The 20,610-nt window shown below is 59.6% G+C and carries 21 protein-coding genes and 1 pseudogene; 6 read left to right on the forward strand and 16 right to left on the reverse strand.

Annotated elements, in window-relative coordinates:
- Window positions 1-3: 3 nt before the first annotated feature.
- Window positions 4-326: pseudogene (locus XH85_RS29355) on the reverse strand (integrase); the annotation flags it as partial.
- Between the two features lie 556 nt (window positions 327-882).
- Here XH85_RS29355 and XH85_RS29360 point away from each other — a divergent pair.
- Window positions 883-1,695 carry a hypothetical protein gene (locus XH85_RS29360; RefSeq protein ID WP_245473190.1) on the forward strand — a complete coding sequence of 271 codons (813 nt, stop codon included), beginning with the start codon at window positions 883-885 and terminating at the stop codon, window positions 1,693-1,695.
- Between the two features lie 133 nt (window positions 1,696-1,828).
- Here XH85_RS29360 and XH85_RS29365 read toward each other — a convergent pair whose 3' ends face one another.
- The 15 genes from XH85_RS29365 to XH85_RS29435 all read right to left on the reverse strand — a co-directional run bounded on the left by XH85_RS29365 (window position 1,829) and on the right by XH85_RS29435 (window position 14,332).
- Window positions 1,829-2,365 (reverse strand): tetratricopeptide repeat protein, encoded by a 537-nt coding sequence (locus XH85_RS29365; protein ID WP_164939938.1) that lies wholly within the window; start codon window positions 2,363-2,365, stop codon window positions 1,829-1,831.
- Window positions 2,366-2,447: 82 nt separating this feature from the next.
- The gene (locus tag XH85_RS29370; protein ID WP_420809132.1) at window positions 2,448-2,846 is read right to left on the reverse strand and encodes a hypothetical protein; all 399 of its coding nucleotides are present in this window, start codon (window positions 2,844-2,846) and stop codon (window positions 2,448-2,450) included.
- A 20-nt stretch (window positions 2,847-2,866) separates the two neighbouring features.
- Window positions 2,867-4,513, reverse strand: a complete 1,647-nt coding sequence (locus XH85_RS29375; RefSeq protein ID WP_128934608.1) for a type II and III secretion system protein family protein — start codon at window positions 4,511-4,513, stop codon at window positions 2,867-2,869.
- Between the two features lie 175 nt (window positions 4,514-4,688).
- Window positions 4,689-4,898 (reverse strand): hypothetical protein, encoded by a 210-nt coding sequence (locus XH85_RS29380; RefSeq protein WP_128934609.1) that lies wholly within the window; start codon window positions 4,896-4,898, stop codon window positions 4,689-4,691.
- A gap of 177 nt (window positions 4,899-5,075) precedes the next feature.
- A complete protein-coding gene (locus tag XH85_RS29385) occupies window positions 5,076-5,492 on the reverse strand; it encodes a TadE/TadG family type IV pilus assembly protein (RefSeq protein WP_245473188.1) in 417 nt (138 codons plus the stop codon).
- On the reverse strand, window positions 5,492-6,865 hold the full coding sequence (locus tag XH85_RS29390) for a pilus assembly protein TadG-related protein (protein WP_128934611.1): 1,374 nt from the start codon (window positions 6,863-6,865) through the stop codon (window positions 5,492-5,494). The genes XH85_RS29385 and XH85_RS29390 overlap by 1 nt, the downstream gene beginning before the upstream one ends.
- Before the next feature lie 8 nt (window positions 6,866-6,873).
- The gene (locus XH85_RS29395; RefSeq protein WP_245473805.1) at window positions 6,874-7,245 is read right to left on the reverse strand and encodes a hypothetical protein; all 372 of its coding nucleotides are present in this window, start codon (window positions 7,243-7,245) and stop codon (window positions 6,874-6,876) included.
- Window positions 7,246-7,398: 153 nt separating this feature from the next.
- Entirely contained in the window at window positions 7,399-8,046 is a 648-nt protein-coding gene (locus XH85_RS29400; protein ID WP_128934612.1) for a methyltransferase, read from the reverse strand.
- 2 nt (window positions 8,047-8,048) lie between these two features.
- Window positions 8,049-8,957 (reverse strand): type II secretion system F family protein, encoded by a 909-nt coding sequence (locus tag XH85_RS29405; RefSeq protein WP_128934613.1) that lies wholly within the window; start codon window positions 8,955-8,957, stop codon window positions 8,049-8,051.
- The gene (locus XH85_RS29410) at window positions 8,954-9,886 is read right to left on the reverse strand and encodes a type II secretion system F family protein (protein WP_128934614.1); all 933 of its coding nucleotides are present in this window, start codon (window positions 9,884-9,886) and stop codon (window positions 8,954-8,956) included. Before XH85_RS29410 ends, XH85_RS29405 begins: the two co-directional genes overlap by 4 nt.
- Complete coding sequence (locus tag XH85_RS29415) at window positions 9,883-11,259, reverse strand: TadA family conjugal transfer-associated ATPase (protein ID WP_128934615.1); 1,377 nt, start codon at window positions 11,257-11,259, stop codon at window positions 9,883-9,885. The genes XH85_RS29410 and XH85_RS29415 overlap by 4 nt, the downstream gene beginning before the upstream one ends.
- Window positions 11,256-12,458, reverse strand: a complete 1,203-nt coding sequence (locus XH85_RS29420; RefSeq protein ID WP_128934616.1) for a CpaE/TadZ family protein — start codon at window positions 12,456-12,458, stop codon at window positions 11,256-11,258. The genes XH85_RS29415 and XH85_RS29420 overlap by 4 nt, the downstream gene beginning before the upstream one ends.
- A complete protein-coding gene (gene cpaB, locus XH85_RS29425; RefSeq protein ID WP_128934617.1) occupies window positions 12,458-13,414 on the reverse strand; it encodes a Flp pilus assembly protein CpaB in 957 nt (318 codons plus the stop codon). The genes XH85_RS29420 and cpaB overlap by 1 nt, the downstream gene beginning before the upstream one ends.
- Before the next feature lies 1 nt (window position 13,415).
- Window positions 13,416-13,922, reverse strand: a complete 507-nt coding sequence (locus XH85_RS29430) for an A24 family peptidase (RefSeq protein WP_128934618.1) — start codon at window positions 13,920-13,922, stop codon at window positions 13,416-13,418.
- A gap of 104 nt (window positions 13,923-14,026) precedes the next feature.
- Complete coding sequence (locus tag XH85_RS29435; protein ID WP_338025563.1) at window positions 14,027-14,332, reverse strand: hypothetical protein; 306 nt, start codon at window positions 14,330-14,332, stop codon at window positions 14,027-14,029.
- 246 nt (window positions 14,333-14,578) lie between these two features.
- Here XH85_RS29435 and XH85_RS48125 point away from each other — a divergent pair, with 246 nt between their 5' ends.
- The 5 genes from XH85_RS48125 to XH85_RS29455 all read left to right on the forward strand — a co-directional run bounded on the left by XH85_RS48125 (window position 14,579) and on the right by XH85_RS29455 (window position 20,606).
- On the forward strand, window positions 14,579-14,782 hold the full coding sequence (locus XH85_RS48125) for a hypothetical protein (protein ID WP_370986603.1): 204 nt from the start codon (window positions 14,579-14,581) through the stop codon (window positions 14,780-14,782).
- Between the two features lie 361 nt (window positions 14,783-15,143).
- Window positions 15,144-16,550, forward strand: coding sequence for a hypothetical protein (locus XH85_RS29440; RefSeq protein ID WP_245473806.1), 1,407 nt, complete (start codon window positions 15,144-15,146; stop codon window positions 16,548-16,550).
- 250 nt (window positions 16,551-16,800) lie between these two features.
- Window positions 16,801-17,259 (forward strand): hypothetical protein, encoded by a 459-nt coding sequence (locus XH85_RS29445; protein ID WP_091883555.1) that lies wholly within the window; start codon window positions 16,801-16,803, stop codon window positions 17,257-17,259.
- 141 nt (window positions 17,260-17,400) lie between these two features.
- On the forward strand, window positions 17,401-19,137 hold the full coding sequence (locus XH85_RS29450; RefSeq protein ID WP_128937468.1) for a type I secretion system permease/ATPase: 1,737 nt from the start codon (window positions 17,401-17,403) through the stop codon (window positions 19,135-19,137).
- The gene (locus tag XH85_RS29455) at window positions 19,134-20,606 is read left to right on the forward strand and encodes an HlyD family type I secretion periplasmic adaptor subunit (protein WP_128934620.1); all 1,473 of its coding nucleotides are present in this window, start codon (window positions 19,134-19,136) and stop codon (window positions 20,604-20,606) included. The genes XH85_RS29450 and XH85_RS29455 overlap by 4 nt, the downstream gene beginning before the upstream one ends.
- Window positions 20,607-20,610 lie beyond the last annotated feature (4 nt).

Consider the following 20,610-nt stretch of genomic DNA (forward strand, 5'->3'; position numbering starts at 1 on the left):
CGCCGTCCATTTCAACTCGATCAACTCGCTGCGGCGGCAGCCGGTCAGCGCAAGCTGGCGAACGATGTCCACAATCGTGGTGTACTTCTCCTGCTTGGCAGCCTCGCTGAGCATCCGACCCAGTATTCGGTACTCCGCCTCCGATAGCCGACGCTTTCGCACCTGGTCCCTTGGCTTGCGGAGGCCATGGGCGAGGTTGCTTTCGACAGTGCGGCTTCGACCGCATAGGTCAGGATCCGGCCAAGGAGGCCAACGGTGCGGGTAGCCGTGCCAGCACCGCCCCGAACGATGGCCTTTCCGCGCAGCTTCTTGGTTTTGACCGACACATCAGGCGAACATCGCCCGGCCACCGCGCGCAGTTACGCCGCGCTACGCTATAGTGGGAGGACAGACGCTGGGGCGCGACAATGCTTGCTCGTCGAGCTCTGAACCGGCGGCAGTACTACATTTGGTACGACATGATCGATCGAGGTACGACTTAAGTGCTGCTGCTGCTTCGCTTTTCGAAATGTCCCGCTCCAATCCATCATGGGCCAATTTGAGCAACCTCCAGCCAAACGATGCAAGCTGGAGCATGCCGCCAGAGCTCCTCCCAATGCGGCGAGAAAGGCACCGAACAGAAGGCGGCGAAGTCGTTCGTCTGTAAGGTGAACCGTTGTGCGCCCCGCGCATACGAAACGATATCTGTGGTTCCGATGTCCTGGTCCAATGCTGCCGCCGTTGTCCTCAATTGACATAGGCTTTGCCTTTCGGCACGCTTTGCGCCCACGGAAATGGTGAATGATTTACAGACCCGGCGACGTCGGCACGCAAACGCAGCGTGCAAACGACCGTTTGGTGCCCTATTCGAAGCCGCGTCGGCGCACCCGCTAAAGTTGATAGATGGCTCTTTCGAGAAAAACTATCGGCCAGCCTGATCAGCCGATGGGGCGTGATCCGTTCCACACCGCCGCTCATCGGCCGGTGGAGCGTCACCTCGCCGAGAACCAAAAGCCGGAGCCACGCGCCGAGCAAAGCAACAAAGCGCCTATAGTTCATCCGGCCCAGGAGGCCTCTGCTGCGTCATCCGCACATTTCGGTTCTGTACGAGGTGTGTCCGCCAGTGTGACCGCCTATACAGATTGGATGAAGCGAGGACGCCAAATTTGGCGCGAGCATTTGCAGCGCGGTCAACTACCCGAGGGGCCCACAGGGTCGATGGGAAACATCGAGCGCTGGTTGCTCGGATTGCTGAGCGTTGTTGTTCTCGTGAGCTGCGTTTGCGCGACGATTGTCTTCACGCAGGTCAAGTCGCTCAAAGTGGAGATCGCCACGCTGCAACGCGAGATCATCGCGCTCAAGCTCCGCGCAGCCAGGCTTGATCAGATCGCAACCGCCAACGAGGCACGTGAGAAGCCAAGCAGTGAACCGCCTAAGCCGCCGCCAGAGACCCGGCCTGATCAGGCTTCGCTCATCCTGACGCGCGAAGAGATTCAGTTGATCCGCGACTATATCAAGCCTGCCCCGGTTGCGGGGTCCGTGACTGAGTCGATCAAGGTCGGCGATCCCGTCTCGGGAGAAACCATCCCCTTCCCTTCTCCGATCACGGAGAAGGTGCGGAAACTGCTTGGCGCGAGATTTACCATTCGCAACGGCGTCATTGTCATTACGAGAAATGGGAGCCACTACGCTGATGCTGTGATCGGGTCCAATTGACGAGCGGCGGCCCAACGCCCCTTGCAACGACTGTGAGCTTATAGAATGGCGCGCAAGGTTCGATGACCGATCTGCACGTTCAAGGGCGAGCGCCAAAGCCAGCCTGCAATAGCTTTGCAGGTAGTTATTCGACTTATGGCTGGTTGTTCGGCGGCCGTTCAATGAACCGTCGGCTGCCGTTCAGTAGCTCAAGGTTATTGGCGATAACCGGGTTGCCTGGATCGAGCGAATAGGCCTTCTCAAATTTCCGCCGCGCCGCACTCAGATTGCCACGCAGCATGTACGAATATCCCTGATCATTCAGGACTTGCACGGTTTCGCCTCCCAGCCGGATCGCCTGGGCATAGGCCTGGTCAGCCAGATCAAAACGACGTATCCGATCATAGCTCGCAGCCAACCCGATCCAAGCGGTCACGTCCTTGGGCGATTTCTCGACGCCGTCCTTGAAATAGCGCTGGGCAATCCCGTAATTGCCGCGGTTGAAATGCTCCAAGCCCAGCCGTACCGGTTCGTCCGAGGGATAATATTTGACGTCGGTCGGCTCCTGGACGGGATCCCCGCCAGGCGGCTCGACGGGAGCCACGACGGCAGCCTCCCTCAGCGTCTGATCGCACCCCGCAAGGCCTATCCCCAACCAGCAACAGGTCAGCATGAAGATGATACGCCGCATAACCCCTTCGTCCCCCGCACGTCGTAGCAAATTCACTGCGCCGTTCGCAAACAGCATCGCCAAAACCACACACTAAAAATCGTTACCTACCGCCTCCGCCTACCCCGCCGACCGGCACCGATATTCCAGCAGTCGATCCAGCCCCCAATCCTTCTATGTTGACGTTCTGGGTTGGGGCAGTCCGCACGCCCATTTGTTTCGTCGCATCGCCAATGTCGGGAAGCTGATCCACCGGCTGTTTCGTGTTGCCATAGCGTGTCACGGCGGCGCCCACGCGCCGGGCGTCGTATGCGATCCTGCGGTCACCGACGTTACGCGGCCAGGGATGGATGGTGTGGGTGACGGCGTTGACCTCCTTGGCATTGCCGGCACTCATCGTGATGGTGTCGGAACGCTGGAAGTAGCGGTCCACCTCGTCATGACCGGCGACCCCGTAACATCCCCCGAGCAGGAGCGGCGCGAACAGAGCCAGATACCTCATGGTCATCTCCTGCTTCCTTCTCAGTTGAGCGTTTTCACGACCGGCTGGTTCGCAGCAGCCGGTACCGGAATGGTCGCAGTGACCTCGGGAGCGATGATGTGCCCATAGGGTCCTTTAACGTCGCCTCCGGAGTTCACGTAGTCATTGTAACGCTTGCGGACTTCCATCTGGCCATTGAGGAAGAAATCGACGTCGTTGGCCGGAAGGCGGGAGTCGAGCGGCGACGCCAGTTGCTGACCGGGCGCGGCCGGTGCGACCAGGCGCGGCGTCACGATGATGACGAGATCGGTTTCCTCCTGCTGGTACGACTTGCTGCTGAACAAGGCTCCAAGCACGGGTACCGAGCCGATCCAGGGCAATTGCGAAACGTCCTGACGGTTCCGGGTTTGCAGCAAGCCGGCGATCGCAAAGCTCTGGCCATCCCGCAGCTCGACCGTCGTGCGCGCGTCGCGGCGGGTCAATGCTGGAACGGTCGTCCCCTGGATAGTTATCGCGTTGGCGAAGTCGAGTTCGCTGACGGACGGCTCAACCCGCAGATTGATTGTGCCGCGCGAGAGCACAGTGGGCACGAAGGCTAGCTCAACACCGAACTTCTTATAGTCGATGGTAATGGTGGGGAAGCCAGTCGCCGTCGTGTTCGGAATCGGAACTGGAAATTCACCACCAGCCAGGAAGCGCGCCGCATCTCCGGAAAGTGCGATCAGGTTTGGCTCTGCCAAACGGCGGAGGACGCCTTTGGTCTCAAGCGCGGTTATCAGGAGGTCCAACGTGTTGCCATTGTTGAACTTCAAAACACTTGTCAACAAGCTACCGAACGGCACGGCGTTTCCAGCCAACGTAGCGGCGGTACCGATCAGCGGAAGACCACCCGGAGTTGGCACGTAGCCGTTGGTCACGGGATCCTGCAAAGGCTTACCGGTAGCATCCGTCGCGATACGTCCGGCTGAGGTCACAGCACCGGCCGAACCCCCAGCACCAAGACCGGTATTGAAACCTCGCGATCCGCTTGCGTTGGCACCATAAAGATTAACTCCTAAGTCGCGACCCGCGGACCGACCGACCTCGAGAAAGCGCACCTCCAGCATCACCTGCTGCGGCGCCGCGACGCTCATCGCGTTGACGACGACACCGCCTTTCGCAACTGTGCTGGTGGCGATGGCCATAGCCCGCTCAGCCGCGACCGCGTCGTTGGCGGTTCCGCTGAGCACCACCTGTCCCTCGGAGGCCGAGACGCGAATGCCCTGCATGCCGGTGCTGGACCGGATGTTCTGCTGCAGATTCCCGGTGTCGATCACAACCTCGATGTCGAGGATTCCGATCTGCTTCATCGACGAGTCGAACAGGATGACGTTGGTGGTACCGGTCTGCTTACCCTGGATGTAGATCATGTGATCGCTCAGGGACTTCACGTCGATGATGTCGGACGAGCCCGCGACGATGGTCGAAAAAGCCGTGTCGACCTTGAAGGTGCGTGACTTGTTGACGACCACCCTGACCCGCTGGACGTCGCTCATTTCGCTGACGATTACGCCGCCGGAGGAGCCCCGCCGGTCTGCAGCCGCCGCGAGGTCTGCGGACCCAAGCAAGGCGAGCGCCGCGCCAAAACTCATCACGCTGAAGGCGAGAAGCCCCCCTACCGCCTTATCCGAAACGCGACCGCCACCCATTCGAGTCCCCCCGCCGCGATCCGCGGCATCCCCGCAAATCTACGTGCTCGCCGTCCCTCAACAGTTCCCCTCTGCGCACCACGTCGCAGAGCTTACAATCTGTCCCACTACAATTCGTTACTTCATGTTTCCAAGATCATCGCCCTTCATCCTGCCTCCTTGCAACAAGAGACACTTACCGCACAGCCACAAGCTGCAAAGAAAACTTTTCAATGTTGCCAGCGAGCATCATTTTCTCTGCAGCTCTGTTCAGAACTCTATCCTGCAGCACAACCACCTTGCGCAAAGTTCCGTCGTCGCCCCGCCATCGAACGGGGTCGACTCGCAGTCTTGAGATGCGCTTGGCCGGGCGCGAATTGCTCTGACGCAGTTCGATGCCAAGCATTTGGCCAGTTCCACCGGCGTCGCCGTGAAGCGCCGTCCGCCAATATGCGTCAGGTATATTGCCATATTCAGGCCTTACGGCAGGGTGGCACTTGCCATGGCATGTCTTGGCTTCGCGTCCGGCATCATCGCCATCGCCAGGGGGGCGGGTGTTCATCGGCCGATGCTCGGGGGTGCGCTAGAAGGGAATTTGCGTGGACGCGCTCGGCGCATTGAGCGCTGTGCCCCATATCGGCATCAGCATGGTGAAGCCGGCTTGAGAAGCTGTAACAGTCAAATTGTTGCCGCTGGACGCCACACTCAATGTCGGCGTGAGACCGCCGAAGTACAGGAACGGCGCCGCGTTCTGCTTGTCGGTCGTGGGCATGGGATCGCCGGTGCAGCCTGACGGCGACTGAGGCGGGCTCTGAAGCAAGGCAGGCGTATAGCAGTTGATCATGACCGCCCGGGCGCCGGCACTCGCGAGCTTCCGCAAGGACTGCATCGTGATGGCGTAGCGTCCGAGATCGAAGATGGCGAAGATCAACATGAAAAGCGGCACGAAGACGAGGATGAATTCGAACGCCGCGATACCCCGCTGATCGAGCTTTCTCATCACTGCACCAAGCGGACAACTTGGGTGTAAGGGACGGTGACCGGATTACATCCATCCGTGCTCAGGAAGCCGCCACCGCCCATGGTGAGTGTTTTGGCGATCACTTGTGAACAGGTCGTATTAGAACTTTGTGTCGCTCCGTTCCACGTAACGTCGACGTGCGGGAAATACATCGCACCACCCAATTTCACGTTACCACCGGTGATGTTGACCTGATTACTGCTCTTGCTCGGTGCCTGATCATCAATCAGAACGCCGTTCAGATCAGAAGAGAAGGTGTTGGTGTAAGGGGCGGACAGCTCAACGCTGGCGCCGCCAGAGATTGAAATGCTCGAATCCCCGAGCAATACAAGGGTTACGCCTAAACCCGTGCCCGCCGGTGGCCAACGTGTACAGCCACTGCAGGTGATGGTTCCCCCATTAAATTTTATTGTCCCATTGTAGAAGAAGTACGTGCCCGGAGTAAAATCTACCGTGTTCCCAGTCGTGCACGTTAGGTTGCGGTACAGGTTACTGCTGCTCGGCGGGGTATTGGGTCTCAACGTACCACTGCAGGTCAAATCGTTTGGCCTCCCGCTCGAGGTCAAGCTGTTGAACGTCTCGCTGTCCAATTTGCCAAGTGGATTGTTGGCGTATGGCATAAAATAGTTGTGTGTGACGCCGGGATTGGCGCAGGTGCTGGCTGGACTACAGCCAGTTGCACCCAAGACGGCCCATCCCGAACCGGTGAAAGAGGCAGTGCTGGCAAATTGAACACTGGCATCCGACATTATCGGGCAACCCGTGCCGTTGTTGCTGACGTTACCCGCAATTTTAAGCGCCCCTCCGCCGCCGTTCGGATCAGGTCCGAGCGCCAAGGCGCACACCTTGCTCGGTAGTTCGACCAGAGCGATGGCTTGGGCGGGGATGTTGACGGTCGTCAAACCCAGCACTGCCGACAAGTAGGCCGGCTGTTGCTGACTGACGAGGGCGCGAACGGCGTTACCGCCGCCTCCTGCGGGCGGCGTCGTGAACGCACCCGCACTGTAGCTGCCGATATCGACCTGCACGGCCCGCGAGATTCCTGTTGGAAGGCTGGTCGCACAGTTGGTGCCCGGATAGGCCGTATCGCCTGGGTTGCAGAACCCGTTCTGTGCTGCGAATTCCTTGGCGTGATAATCCACTGATGTATCGCAGAGCACACCGGCATTCGCGCATGCAAGTCGCAAGGCACCCGAGTAGGCCGCTGCATCGGCGGCATTCTGCGCGTGCTGCCTGGTGACGTACCACGATCCGGCCTCGGCCCCGAGTGCGACCACGCCGATGAGGGGCACGAGCGCGATGACTGTTGCGAATGCGGCGGAGCCTTGTCTGGAACGGAGCAGACTACGCATGGAAACACCTACTGGAAGCGTTCAGAGTAAGGCAGCGTGTAGGTACAACCGCTGGGACACAGAACCGACGTCAACACAATCGGGGCCAAAGTGACAGTTGTCGAAAACGTAAAGTACTTTGGAGTCGAACCAAGATTGCCGGAGTTGCAGGCAGTGCTTCCGCACATGACCTGGATGTTGCCGATCGTATGCCCTGCGACTGTTGTCTGCAGCGTTGACACCCAGGTCCCCGGGTTCGCCGGGTCGGGCGGATTCTTGTATTGGATATATTGCCCGAAGGAGCGCAACGCGGTCCACGCGGAGATAAAGCGGAAGCCCGCGGCGGCTACGTCGGCGAGCGGCATCAGCAGGAACGACACCAAGAATATGTAGACGAACACTGTCTCAAACGCGACGGCTCCGCGCTGATCTGCGATGAAGGACTCCCTACGGCACGCGCGCCTGACTTGACCGATACCTACGACTTCCGATCGCGGAGCCCGAGCCTTGGCGATTTGAACCATGTCCATGACAATCCGGCCACGCATAGCCGCTCACCAAACATACGGGATCACGCGCCAACGTGATGCTTCGTAGCTGGAATATTCAGGGCAATTGCGCCGAAGCAGGTCTTCTTCGTAAAGAATCCGGCATGCCTGGATGCCCATATGCAGGACCAGTACCATCACCGTAACCGGTGTCAGGTATTGCAGCACTACGCCCAGGACCACGATCTCTTCTGCGACATAGAGTGGGTGCTTGATCCATCGATACGGACCGGTCTGCACTACCGAACGCGCCTGCGGCACCAAACTGAACGACCGACCTAGATGTCGGATGGTGACAAGCATCATGACCGTGCCGACCAGCACGCAAGCTGTCGATGCCAGGTTTGGCAGCGTTTCGTCGGTTTTGCCCAGGAAGCTGATCGTCCATGGCAAATAGCTCCCGACGAACGCAGCTATTCTCGGGAGTAGGCCGTCTGCATGCGCCTTTGCTGGAGAGCGAGTGATGATCAACAGCGCCAGGAGCATGTAGAAAATGGCAAGGCAAAAACCCGACAGAAGCGATGGCCAGGGATCGGCAAGCGATGCCCCAATCTTGATGGCCACGCAAAGCGCCAGCAACAAGAACCACATGCTGCCGAACAGTCGCATGATCCGATCGTGCGAATAGTTTTTCGAAAGGGCGATTGTGCTCATGGCTACTTACCGAAGCTTGCGAACGAACGCACGAGGTGCAAAACGGGGCTTCCTCCCATGATGACAAACATGGCTGGAAGCAGGAAAAGCACCATAGGAATGGTCAGCTTGGCGCCCAATTTGTGTGCTCTTTCCTCGAGCTTGGTAATACGTTCTCGCCGCAGGTCGACCGCTATACTGCGTAGTGCTTGGCTCAAGGGCGTTCCGTATTGCAGGCTCTGGCTGATCATGGTGCCGAACCGGCGAAGCCCCTCTGAGGTATTTGCCAAATTCTCGAATGCATCGATGCGATTTGGCAATATCCGGAGATCATCAAGGAGACGGTGCAATACCCAAGCCATGGCAGGATTGGTCTGCTTCATTTCTTCCGCTACACGTCCCAGCGCGCTCTCCATGCCCATTCCCGCTTCACTGCACACGACCAGCAAGTCGATCATGTCCGGCGCGCCCAGCCGAATGGTCGCATCAAAACGGCGCTTCAGCACCGTCAGAATCAATCGTGGCCCCATAATTCCGATCACGACGCCCACCAGCGTGAAGACCAGCACGTCGGCAGGCCCCCTTCCCGAGAGTTGCGCAAGAAGAAGCGCAATCACCGGGAACAAGAACATGCTGACGACCTTGACGCCGATCCAGATCGGCAAGCTTCGATGATGATTGAAACCAGATGAGTGAAGGATCGTTCGCAGTTCTTCCAAATTCTCCTCAGCGTAGAAGCGCCGATACCGCATGCCGAGCCATGAAAACCAGCTGGTCACGTCTTGGAAGGTCGCTGACCGGTAAGGGATACCCATCACGGCGTTTGACACCCGCGTGTCCATCGCGCGGACGTGCATTTCGCGGATGATCAACAGGCAGGCCGCAGTTCCAGCTGCTACTGCGAGGGCCACCAGACTGAGACCAAACGTCATAGTTCTGTTTCCCGTCTGACCATCCAGCTTATCACTAGGTGTCCGATAAGCACCGAGGCTATTGCGTAAGCCAGAAGCTTGTTTCCCATCGGATCAGAGAACAACAGATCGACATTTTGCGGATTGGCGGCGTAGAGCAACGCTCCGGCAATCAGGGGCGAGACCGTAAGTGCCCGCGAGGAGAAAATCACCTCTCCTGCCAGCGCCTTGGCGCGAGCAGCTAGCGCAACACGCTGACTTACTGTGTCGCCTAGCGTCTGCAAGGTTTCACCCAAGCTGCCGCCTGACTTCAATTGGACTGCAAGTGTCACCGCGAACATCGCATACTCTGCCACCTGCGTTCGCCGATAGATGGCTTCGACGGCTTCCTCCGGCGGTCTACCCAGATTCACTTCGCTGCATACGATGGCAAACTGTCCAGCCGTTGGTTGCGGCATCTCGCGCGCGATGGTACGAAATGCTTCGTGCACCGGAAGACCCGATCGAACCGTACTTGTTACCAGCTGGATCGCGTCAGGCAGCTGTCGAAAAAGTTGACCGGCGAAGCGACGTTGCTGCCATCCAAACAGACCTCGCACGACCACTATGGCGGCAACTGCAGCCGCGACGGACACGTATAGAATGGAAAATCCCAGCAGGCTATTGGCGTAGAAGATTGCGGCTACCGTGATGGCGGAGGCCAGTAGTACATACGCCGGATGCCAGGCGTGAACCATCTCAGGCCTGTAATTGGCCAAACCGTGGAGAAGCAGAGATCGGGATCCGGTCTCCGCCCGGCGAATGGATGGCAGGCTGGCCGGATGGGAGGCCGGTAGAGCTACCGCCAGCCGGCGATGCATGCGTCGCTCCCGGCCGTCCAGCCACAACGCACTGGCTGCTGCGCACATCGCGAGCACCAGAACAGCGACGATCACGAACTCAGGTATCATATTTGCCTCATGGCCTCGGCCCAAGCGCGATCAAGGCCGAAATAGACAAGACGGCTTTTGAATTTCGGGACTGCGAGGGTAGACTTGTAAGTTCCCGATATCCGCCCATGCTCATCCTCCTCCTGGTACTCGAAGGCTGCGATGTCATTGGTGGTGACCACATCCCCTTCCAGCCCCATCACCTCGGTGATCTGGATAATGCGACGTTGTCCGTCGCGCATGCGTTCGACTTGTACGATGAGATCCAGCGCAGCGACGATCTGAGCTCGAATGGCCCGCGACGGCAGATTGACCTGTCCCATCTGCACCATGTTCTCGATGCGGGTCAGGGCATCGCGGGCACTATTGGCATGGACCGTGGAGATCGAACCATCATGGCCCGTGTTCATCGCCTGCAGCATGTCAAACGCTTCGGCGCCGCGCACCTCGCCCACGACGATCCGGTCAGGACGCATGCGCAGGGCATTCCACAACAGATCGCGTTGTGTCACCTGCCCAGTGCCTTCAAGACTGGGAGGCCGGGTCTCCAGGCTGATCACGTGCGGCTGCTGAAGCTGCAACTCTGCCGCATCCTCGATGGTGACGACGCGTTCACTGTGATCAATGAACTGGCTCATGGCATTGAGCAGCGTGGTCTTGCCGGAGCCGGTGCCGCCGGAGACCAGAACATTGAGCCGAGACCGAGCGGCAATCTCCAGTAATTGTCCGATGGCTGCGGTCATTGAGCCATTTTCGACCATTCCGGCGATGTCCAAACGGCGGCTTGGAAATTTTCGGATCGAAATACAGGGGCTGTGGATCGCTAGCGGCGGAAAAATGATGTTGACCCGGCTGCCGTCGGGCAAGCGGCAATCCACCATCGGACTGGATTCGTCAACGCGTCGCCCAACCTGACCGGCGATTTTCTGCGCCACCGACGCAATGTGATCATTGTCGCGGAATCGCACCGCGATCCGTTCCAGCCTGCCAGCTCGTTCCACGTAAACGTTACTCGGTCCATTGATCATGATATCGTTGATCGATTGATCGAGCAGAAGCGGACGCAGCGGCCCGTAGCCGGTCATATCGTCCGCAATCTCGTCAGCCAGCTGAAGCTGCTCGCGACCCGACAGTTCGAGCCTTTCCTCATTGGCGATTCCATGAATGATTTCCTCGATCTGCCGGCGAAGGACATCGCGCGAAACAGTCGCGGCCACCGACGGCTCAATCTGCTCAATGACCCGTTCGCGGAGCGATGCTGACATCAGGGGCCGCTGAGGCAATGGCTCGTGCCTGGGCGCAGTTGCAGGCAAGCTCGGCGTCGACGCGGGCCGTGGCGTCGATGCAGGCAAACGAGCTGGCGTGTCGTCGTCGCGCCGACCAAAGGTCTTCATAATCCGAGCAGCCTCCTCAGCCGTCCCTTCCGCTCGGCGCCGAGCCCTGTAATCTCGCGCACAATCGGGGCGAGGTGACGTCGCAGTCCTGATACGTGCTTCAGCGCTGGAATTCCGAGATTGACCGCCTGGGTCATCCCCTTGCCGAGATCGGGTACCACCATGTCTGGTTCTGCGCCCAAAGCCTTGACAATCGCAGCCCTGGGAAGGCCGCCGGGGCGATTGGCGCGGTTGAGCAAAGTAAAGACCCGATCTTTGCCGGCGATGTTCGTGACAGCGGTGCGCAGTGCGTGGGCATTGCGAAGTCCGGTTATCTCGGCTTCCAGCAGCACCAGCACGTGACGAGAATGAGTGATCACCGGATGGATAGATGGCGGAAACGGGACCGGTACATCGACAACGATGTAATTGAACCGTTGGCGGAGCAGACCCAGCACGTGTCTCACGCCCGCTTCAGTGATGTCGAGCTGCGCATCCAGTTCCTCATCGGCGGAGATCAGGCAAACCCGTTCATTGACCTCAATTGCCGCGCGCTCCAGGAACAGTGTGTCCGCCCGCATGGGATTTTCCAGAGCGATGCGCAGCCCTGGTCCGGGCTGAACACCCAGCATCACGGCCGTCTCGCCGGCTTGCAGGTGAAGGTCGAGCAGCGCGACCTTGGCCTTGGTGGTCTCGGCCAGCTGCAGCGCGAGATTGATTGCGATACTCGTTGCGCCGGCACCGCCCTGCGCACCGCAGATCGAGATCACATGTCCGCCCCGATCAATCGAACCGGCCGTCACGTCGCCAAGCAGCTTCGGACGCAGCTGGTCCAGCACCATGTCCCGCGTGAGCGGCCTGGGCAGGTACTCGGTCAAGCCGAGTTCCATAAGCTCGCGGTAGAAGGTGATCTCCCTGTTCTCACCGATCAGAGTCACCCGGACATCGGGTGGGCAGACGCCGGCCAGCCTCTCAAGTTCGGCAAATGGATCATCGATTCCACTGATGTCCGTCACCAACGCGAATAGTTCGGTGTCGGTTTCGAGCATCCGTATGGCATTACGGATCGTGCCACGTTTGATCGATATGTTACTGCCTTCGAGGCCCTTGCGCAGAGCCGCAGCACTAAGCTCGTCATTTACAAAACAGACGATCCGGTTGCGCGCTACGACAGATGTGGCTTCTTCAGGCGAACTGACGACTGCAATGTTAGCGCTCATCAACGTTTCTCCAGCAACTTGCCTGCCTGAACCATCATCGTCGTACCCCGGCGGGAAACTTCCGACCCATCGCAGTTGACCATCGTGTCGCCGTCGCCTGAATCCTGTTTCCTGACCGAGTATTGCTTGACCTGACCGCCAGCATGAACGACCACCGCCGCGGTGCGGCCGGCAATCGCATTCTGGCGAGCAATTTCCGGCGACACATCGCAGCTGGACATGGCGCCAGTGTCCGCCGTATCCCACTGCTCGACTGCTGCCCGTACGGCCAGAGAGAGCGTTCCGAGCTGCCTTGCGACAGTGATCTTTTTGACCTGGTCTGGCGCAAGCTCCAACGACACTGTTTGCGCTTGCTTGCCGGCCACCGAGCTTATGGTTCGCCCGCCTTGCACAATCTCCTGGTCAATCGCAATGACTCGAACGTTGCCTAGGACGGTTTCACTCAGGGCCCGACGCGCGGGTTCTGCCTTTTCGAACACCTGGGTCAATAAGACATCAACATAATCACCCGGCCTGATGAGCCCCGAGACGCCAGACTCCTCGTCCACCTTGATGCTGATTGCACGGCTATCCGGTGCCAAGACGCTGGCCAGGAAACCCCGATCCCGCGGCCGCAATACGTCCTGCAAGGTGATCGGACTGCCGGCGTCGACGAATTTGCGAACCAGAGAGCCGGGAAGTCCGACCTTGGAGTCTGGCGTTTCAAGAATCGCCCCTGCTGGAAGACGTTCAGGCGGCACCGAGCGTACTGCGAAATCTTCTTCGCGGGCCAATGTACCTTTCGACAGCGGACGTGCCGCAACAAAATAGCCGACGGTCGAAGGAGGCGCCTTCGCCGGCTCCGCGACCGCCACCGGAACCTGCTTCGGCAGGTTCATATTGTAGCCAATCAGCCCGAACGCAGCGGTTGCGAGCAATAGCACCAGGATAATTGAGAGACGCAACGCGGATGACATGTCACAATCCTTTGCTCAAGATGGCCCAGATGCCACCGCACGCTATGGCCACGCCGTAAGGGAGCGGCGCGTGTCGCACGTGGCGCCAGCGCTCGATCGCGTAGACTCGGCGTGCGAGCGATGATCCGACTGGCGCCAGCTTCGGATATGGCAGGACGCGCATCGTCAGATGCACCAGGGCCAGAACGCCCCCGGCCAGCGAGGTTACCGTCAGCAACTCGATCAAGCCCGTTGGCGGCAGGCCAATGGCCAAGGCTACCAGCAACTTGACGTCGCCCCCGCCAATCCACCTCCGCTGGAAAATCATGAAAAGCAACAAGAACAGGATCGTCGCGGCAATCAGGGATTCGATCAGTTGCATCGGGCTGGCAAATTGCCCAGCGATCCCGAGAAGCGCCAGCACCAGACAGACATCATTTCTGATCAAGCGGGTCGCGACATCGAGCGTTGCGACGTACAGCAACAACAGGATTTCCAGTATTGAGACTATATAAGAAACCCAGCCCATAAGAATGCATGCCTCAAGGAGGTGGTAGGCACACTAAAATCGAGGGAGCACATTCAGGAGGGGGGACACGTTCCAATGCCCCCCTCTGGTGTCAGATGGTGGAATCAAACCGCCGCAGTGAAAGCGGTGGTGATGGCGGTGATCCCGCCTGTCAGCGCCGTCCCGATCGCACCGCCAGCCCCAACACCGAACACCGCCGACACCGCGCCAATGATACAAACGGCGACGATGATGTACTCGAACGACACCACGCCATCCTGGTCCGTTCTCAGACGCTTCAACGCTTCCTTGGTCTCGATGTAATACTTCAACATAGGAGAAACCTCTTCTTTCAAGATGGATTTGTAGACGCCTCGGCAGCTTTCAGCGGCTGCGGGTTTAATTCCGGCCGCCACCGATAAACTCTTCATTAAATATCCACCCCAGTCAATATTTAAAATAAGATTGTCCTTAAATTAACCAATTTGAATTTTATCGCCAAAGCGAGTCATCGTTGGATCGCGCCTAGGACGAACAGAAACTCTTGTAATACAAATACGATAGCTACCCCCTCCCTTCCGATCAGACTGTTGGCAGAGAGCCGGAAGCGTTCTCCGGAATAATACGGGGCACGCCCGAGAGATAATAATCGGAATATTGGAGAAAGACCGCCTGTTGTGCGGCGGCATTTAATTTGCGTGCCACGCCGATGTGTCAGGCTCCCACAATCGCGAGGACGCTGCGAGGAAGTACTCGGCCGGCACGCCTGGAGCAGTTTCGCAAGGACGATCGACGTGCAAGGGCGCGAAGCGGTACACCTACCCACGAGGCTCAGGCGCGATCCTTCTGAAGGCCCTGATCGCTGCGTTGCAGCCACATGATTTCGCCAGTTGTACTAGGGTGACGCAATCATCGATTCGAGCTCGCTCATCGATATCCGCACCGTGAGCCAGCAGGAGCTCGACTACCTCGTCATCATCCCGCGCTTGCGGCATAGTGCAGCGGTGTCCGGTCGTTCAATCCGCGTTGCTGCACGTCAGCACCGCCCGCGCCACATCAAACTTAGTCCGCTCTGCGCCCCAAGAGCGGCCCACTCGAACGGATGTAGCCGATGTTACGGCTACCACCCGAAGCGCTATATCCGAACTGACGACTGGGCTTTCGATCTTCCCAGGATGACATTCCGTCCGGAGTGCAGAGCCCCTCCGATTGCGCGGAGCGATTGTGATGAGGGAGGTTACAATGGATTTTTCACGAGTGTCGGATGGAATCCGGCTGCATCACGCCTCCCATCGCCACCATGGCTACGATGGTGACGACGACTCCGGTCCGGCACCGCGTGCCCCGCACCTGATCGACAGTGGCGTCAAAGTCCATGGTCCAAGCCCGTTTGCGAGCCATGGAGCGCATCCCGCGAGCGCTCATGCCCTGTCCCATGACTCTGGCCCAATTCAATTCGAACATCTCACCACATCGGTGGGTCACTTCGGCCACCACACTGCGGCGGGCCAGAATCCTTCGGCCACCGAGTCGGCTTGCTGCGCATACCATTTCGGGATGGGCGCCGCCACGGTCGAGAGCGGAACGAACCCGGCTGGGAACGGCGGAGACGGCTACTTCTACGGCGGCATCGTTCACGCGTCTTTGCTGATCTATGAGCCGATCAACATCTCGGTGAGTTCAGGATACGGCTCGGTCGCCCTGGCCAACCAGTCCAACAATTTGAACGTCGATCAATCCGCTTTTCAGATCGCCGGCGTCGGCGGACATGGCGGCAGTGAAAATATTGCATCGGGAGGGAGCGTCAGTACTTCCTCTTGGACGAATGTGATCGCCAGCGGCGACAACAGTGCCGGTAACGGCGGCAGCGGCTATTTCTCCGGTGCGTTGGTGGACGCTCCCGTGGTGATCTATCATCCGATCAACATTGCGTTGGCGAGCTCGGGCGGCTCAGCTCATGCGAGTCAATCGAACACGGTCGACATCGATCAATCGGTCACGCAGATCGCGGGCGTCGGCGGAAATGGCGGACATGGCAATGTGGCCGCCGGCGGTAGCATCCTCACGCTCGACCCTAGCTGGGGATCAAGCAACGAAGTGAGCGCCTGGGACGTTCAAACCGGCGGGAGCCAGGCCGGCAATGGCGGGGACGGCGCGTTTTACGGGGAGCTCGTCCATACCTCGTTCGTGCTGTACAATCCGATCAACATCGCGATCGCGGGCTATGGCTCCAGCGCTTACGCGGTCCAGACAAATGATGCTTCCGTGGATCAATCCGCGGTTCAGATCGCCGGCATTGGCGGACACGGCGGCAACGACAACGCCGCAGCGGGCGGCAACGCAAACCTTCTCTCCCATAATCTGTGGGGCGGCTCCGACACGATCGCGACCGGCTCGAACAGCGCAGGCAATGGCGGCAACGGCTATTTTGCCGGCAGTCTGGTCGATGTCAGCGTCGCGATCTATGCGCCCATTAACATTGCCATCGCAGGTCCACATTCGACGGCCGTGGCCGATCAGGTCAACAACGTGCACATCGACCAGAGTGCGGTTCAGATCGCCGGAGTTGGCGGGGACGGCGGCTACGGCAATCTTGCGCTAGCTGGCGATGCCGCGCATCTCTTGTCAGATCTTCACCTGGTGGCATAGCGACACTTCGTACCGCTTGCATGATCGATCGCATGGCGGCACGTGCAGTTGCTACTCCTCGCCTGCAAAGCCCCGGGTAGAGGCACCCTCGCCGACGAACGGCGTACTTTCGTACGTAGGCCGACAAAGCCGGATTGTATCCGATTTGACATCTATCGCACTCGCGCACGGGCGGATCAGACTTGCCGCGCGCGTCCGCCTGATCGGGATGGATGTTGCACGACAGCCAACAGAACGACGGAGGCCTCAAATGATGCCAAAGGCAATCAACATCACGGATACGATCGACTTCAAATCGATCAACACCGGTGGTCAAAGTGCCGGAAATGGCGGCGACGGTACTTTCAAGGGAGCCATCATCAGCAAGCCGACTCTCAACTTCGATCCAACCAACAAAGCCGACGGTGCCGATGTGCATGTGAACACCGGCGATCACGTCAAACAGACGGCGGATTGGGACGCCGGGGGCGCAAACACCAAGGCCTCATGGTTTTCCAAGGCCCATGGCGGAGACGCCGAGTCGAATGGAAGCCAGAAATCCTACAGCGGCCACGATACCTCCAAGGTATACGCCAATACGGATGCCACCCAGATCAACAAGCTCATTGTGGACCAGCACCAGGAAGTCGTGGCTGGCATCGGCGGCGATGGTGGAGACGGCAACTTCGCGTGGGGTGGAGGAGTGACCTTCCATCTCGATACGCTCTAACCAGCGGCTCGTCCGACTGGCGAGACCGGCGGTCACCGCCGCCGGTCCTGGATTTCACGTCAATGCCCCCGTGATGCTGTTGCCAGATTGCATTGGCCGTCGGGCAAGTGCGCCGGACCTCGATTTCAGGCGGTGACGATCATGCTGGTGCCGCCCATGCGATTGCCCATCCTGCCGCCAATCCGTACGCCGCTGCACGCGGCCCTCTGGTCCTGCGCGGGGCCGCTTGGTCTCGTATTCGCATATAGTTGCAGCTACAATTTGCTTCTGTTTGCGCCCTCCATCTACCTTCTTCAGATCTACGACAGGGTTTTGTCGAGCCGGAGCGGCGACACACTGCTTCTGCTCACGCTCATTGTCGCGATCACGGTCGTAGTCGGCGGCGTGTTCGATGCATTGCGGCGTGCCGTCCTGGGCCGGCTTGGCTCCTGGCTCGACGATCGGCTTCGTGCTTGCGTACTTTCGGCCAGCCTCGAATCCGCGCTTCGCAGCGATTGGACGCGGGCCTCGGACGCATATCGGGATCTCACGATCCTGCGCCAGTTCGTGGAGTCCGGCGCATGTCCGATGCTGTTCGACGCGCTCTGGGCGCCCCTATTCCTCCTGGTCCTCTTTCTGATCCATCCCCTGCTTGGCGTGGTGGGCGCCTGCTGCGTGGCCTTCCTGTTCGCTCTCACGGTTGTCGGAGATCTGGTGACCGAGAACGTTCTGCTCAAATCCAGCGCTGCGCTGTCCAGAAGCTACGGTCGCCTTCAGGCTGCCGCCGGCAACGTCCACATGATCCGCGCCATGGGAATGTTCGATAGTGCAGCGCGAGCGATCTACCACGACGCGCAGGACGCCCGCAAAGAGCACGATGAGGCACTCCGCCGAGGCGAGATCGTGATGCTTGCCACCAAACCGGTCCGCGCGCTCTCGCAAGTCCTGATCATGGGAGCAGCCGCGTGGCTCGTCCTTGATCACGGGAAAAGTCCGGCGATCATCTTTGCCTCTACGCTGATGTTCAGCCGGGCGCTCGCGCCAGTCGAGAGTGCAATCGCAGGCTGGAAATCGCTCGTTACGGCCGTGAGTGCCTGTCAGCGGCTCGGCGCTCTTCTCGCCGCATTCCCCGCCACCGAGCAGCAGGATACGGAGATCTCGCCGCAACAAGCGCGGAGCGGTCTCCTCGTCGATAACGTTGGTGTAAAGCTACCGGGGCCCGACCACTTTCTGCTGAGAGATGTCTCGTTCAGCCTCGCGCCCGGAGAGTGCCTTGGCATTATCGGTCCGTCCGGTTCTGGCAAGTCCCTGCTTGGCCAAGTGATCGCCGGGCTGTCGATGCCAACGCATGGCGGTGTCCGGCTCGACAATACCGACGTCTCGCTGCTTCGCGAGCAACGAAGCGGCCAACATCTGGGATATCTGCCCCAGGACATCAATCTGCTCGGCGACACCATAAACGACATCATCGCGCGGCTTGATGCTGTCGATCGGCGGAAGGTCGTCGATGCGGCCAAGCTCGTCGGAATCCATGAGGCGATCATGCGCCTACCGCTCGGGTACGACACGGTGGTTCACAGTGAAAAATCATTCTCGCGCGGATATCGGCAGCGCCTCGGTCTGGCCCGAGCCTTTTTCGGCAGTCCGCGCCTCGTTGTTCTAGACGAGCCGAACGCCAGCCTCGACTACGGGGGCGAGCGAATGCTGCTGGATGCCATCGAGCGCATGAAGCGCGAAAATGTCGTCCTGGTCGTCGTCACTCACAGGACGGGTCTCCTCGCAGCCACGGACAAGATCGCCATCATGGAAGACGGTGCGGTCGTCGCGTTCGGCGACAGCGAGGAAATCTTTGAACGGCACCTGGCTCGGCCCCAGGTTACGTCGCAAGTTGCGCCATGATCTGGCATTTTCCCACAAGCTGGAAGCTTCCCGCGGTCTCGCAACTTCCCATGATCTGGGACCAGATCACGCGAACACCCGTACGCCCCCCGCTCGCCGGGCGACTTGGAGACGTTGTCACCGCAATCGACGATTTCGAGCCTCTCGAATTTCCATGGTGCTCGACCCCCACACCGGTCTCTCCGCGCGCCAGGCTTCGCGGGATCACCCTCGCGGGCAATCTGCTGGTGCTCGGCTTCATGCTTGGGCTTGGCACATGGGCGAGCTTCGCGCCACTTGAGAGCGCCGCAATCGCGTCTGGCGTCGTGGAATCGGAATCAGACCGCAAGACGATCCAGCATCTGGAAGGCGGTATCGTCAGGAGGATCCTGGTTTCGGACGGCGATGTCGTGCGAAGCGGACAAGCGTTGGTCACGCTGGACGACACCCGCGCCGATTCGGAGGTGCAAAGTCTGCAAGGCCAGTTGTGGGATGCAATTGCTCGTGCCGCGCGGCTTCAGGCCGAGCAGCAGAGATTTGAGAGGATCGCAGTCCCGAGCACGCTGGACCAGGACAGCCAACAGAATGGGGCGGCGGCCGCTGCGCTGTCGGCGCAGCAGTTCATTTTCCAGGCACGCCGGCAGGTTCACGAGTCGCAGCTTGCGGTCATTCGCGAGCGGAGGCATCAGGTCGAGAAGGAGATCGAAGGTCTCAAGGCTCAGGAGAGCGCCACCGGGCAGCGAAGCGACATCGTCCGGGAAGAACTCGATATGGTCACGACCCTCGTCAACAAGGGACTCGAACGGCGGCCACGGCTTCTGAATCTGCAGCGTGAACTGGCCGACGTTGAGGGACGTCGTGGTGAGATCGCGGCGCAGATTTCCCGCGCCGAGCAGGTCATCAACGAGTCGCAAGCAAATTTGTTCAAGCTCGAGAGCGAAAGGCAGAACGAGATCGCACAATCGCTTCGCGAAGCACAGAACCAGATATTCCAACTCCGCGAACGGTTGCTTGCGGCCAGGGACCAACTAACCCGAACGGAGGTCAAGGCGCCCGAGGACGGCGTGATAACTGACCTGCGGATTCATACGACCGGCGGCGTCATCGGGGCTGGCGCTCCGCTCATGGACCTGGTGCCCCGGCAAGACCGCCTCATCGTGACCGCCCGCCTGCGGCCGGAGGACATCGACGTAGTGCATCCCGGCCTCAATGCCGAGGTGCATCTCGTACCGTATAATCAGCGTCGCGTGCCGCGCCTGAAGGGAACCGTCGTGCACGTATCCGCGGACCGGCTCCTCGACAAGCGTACCGACCAGCCATACTACGCGACCAGGATTCGGATCGACGACGCACAGATGGCTGCAAATGGCATCCAGATCGTTCCCGGTATGCCCGTTCAAGTGTTCATCACCACGGGGCGCGGCACCGTTGCACTTTACGCGCTGAGCCCCCTGCTCGACAGCTTCCGCGGTGCATTCAGGGAGGATTGATTCA

Source organism: Bradyrhizobium zhanjiangense (assembly GCF_004114935.1).
In the GTDB taxonomy this organism is placed as follows: Bacteria; Pseudomonadota; Alphaproteobacteria; order Rhizobiales; family Xanthobacteraceae; genus Bradyrhizobium; species Bradyrhizobium zhanjiangense.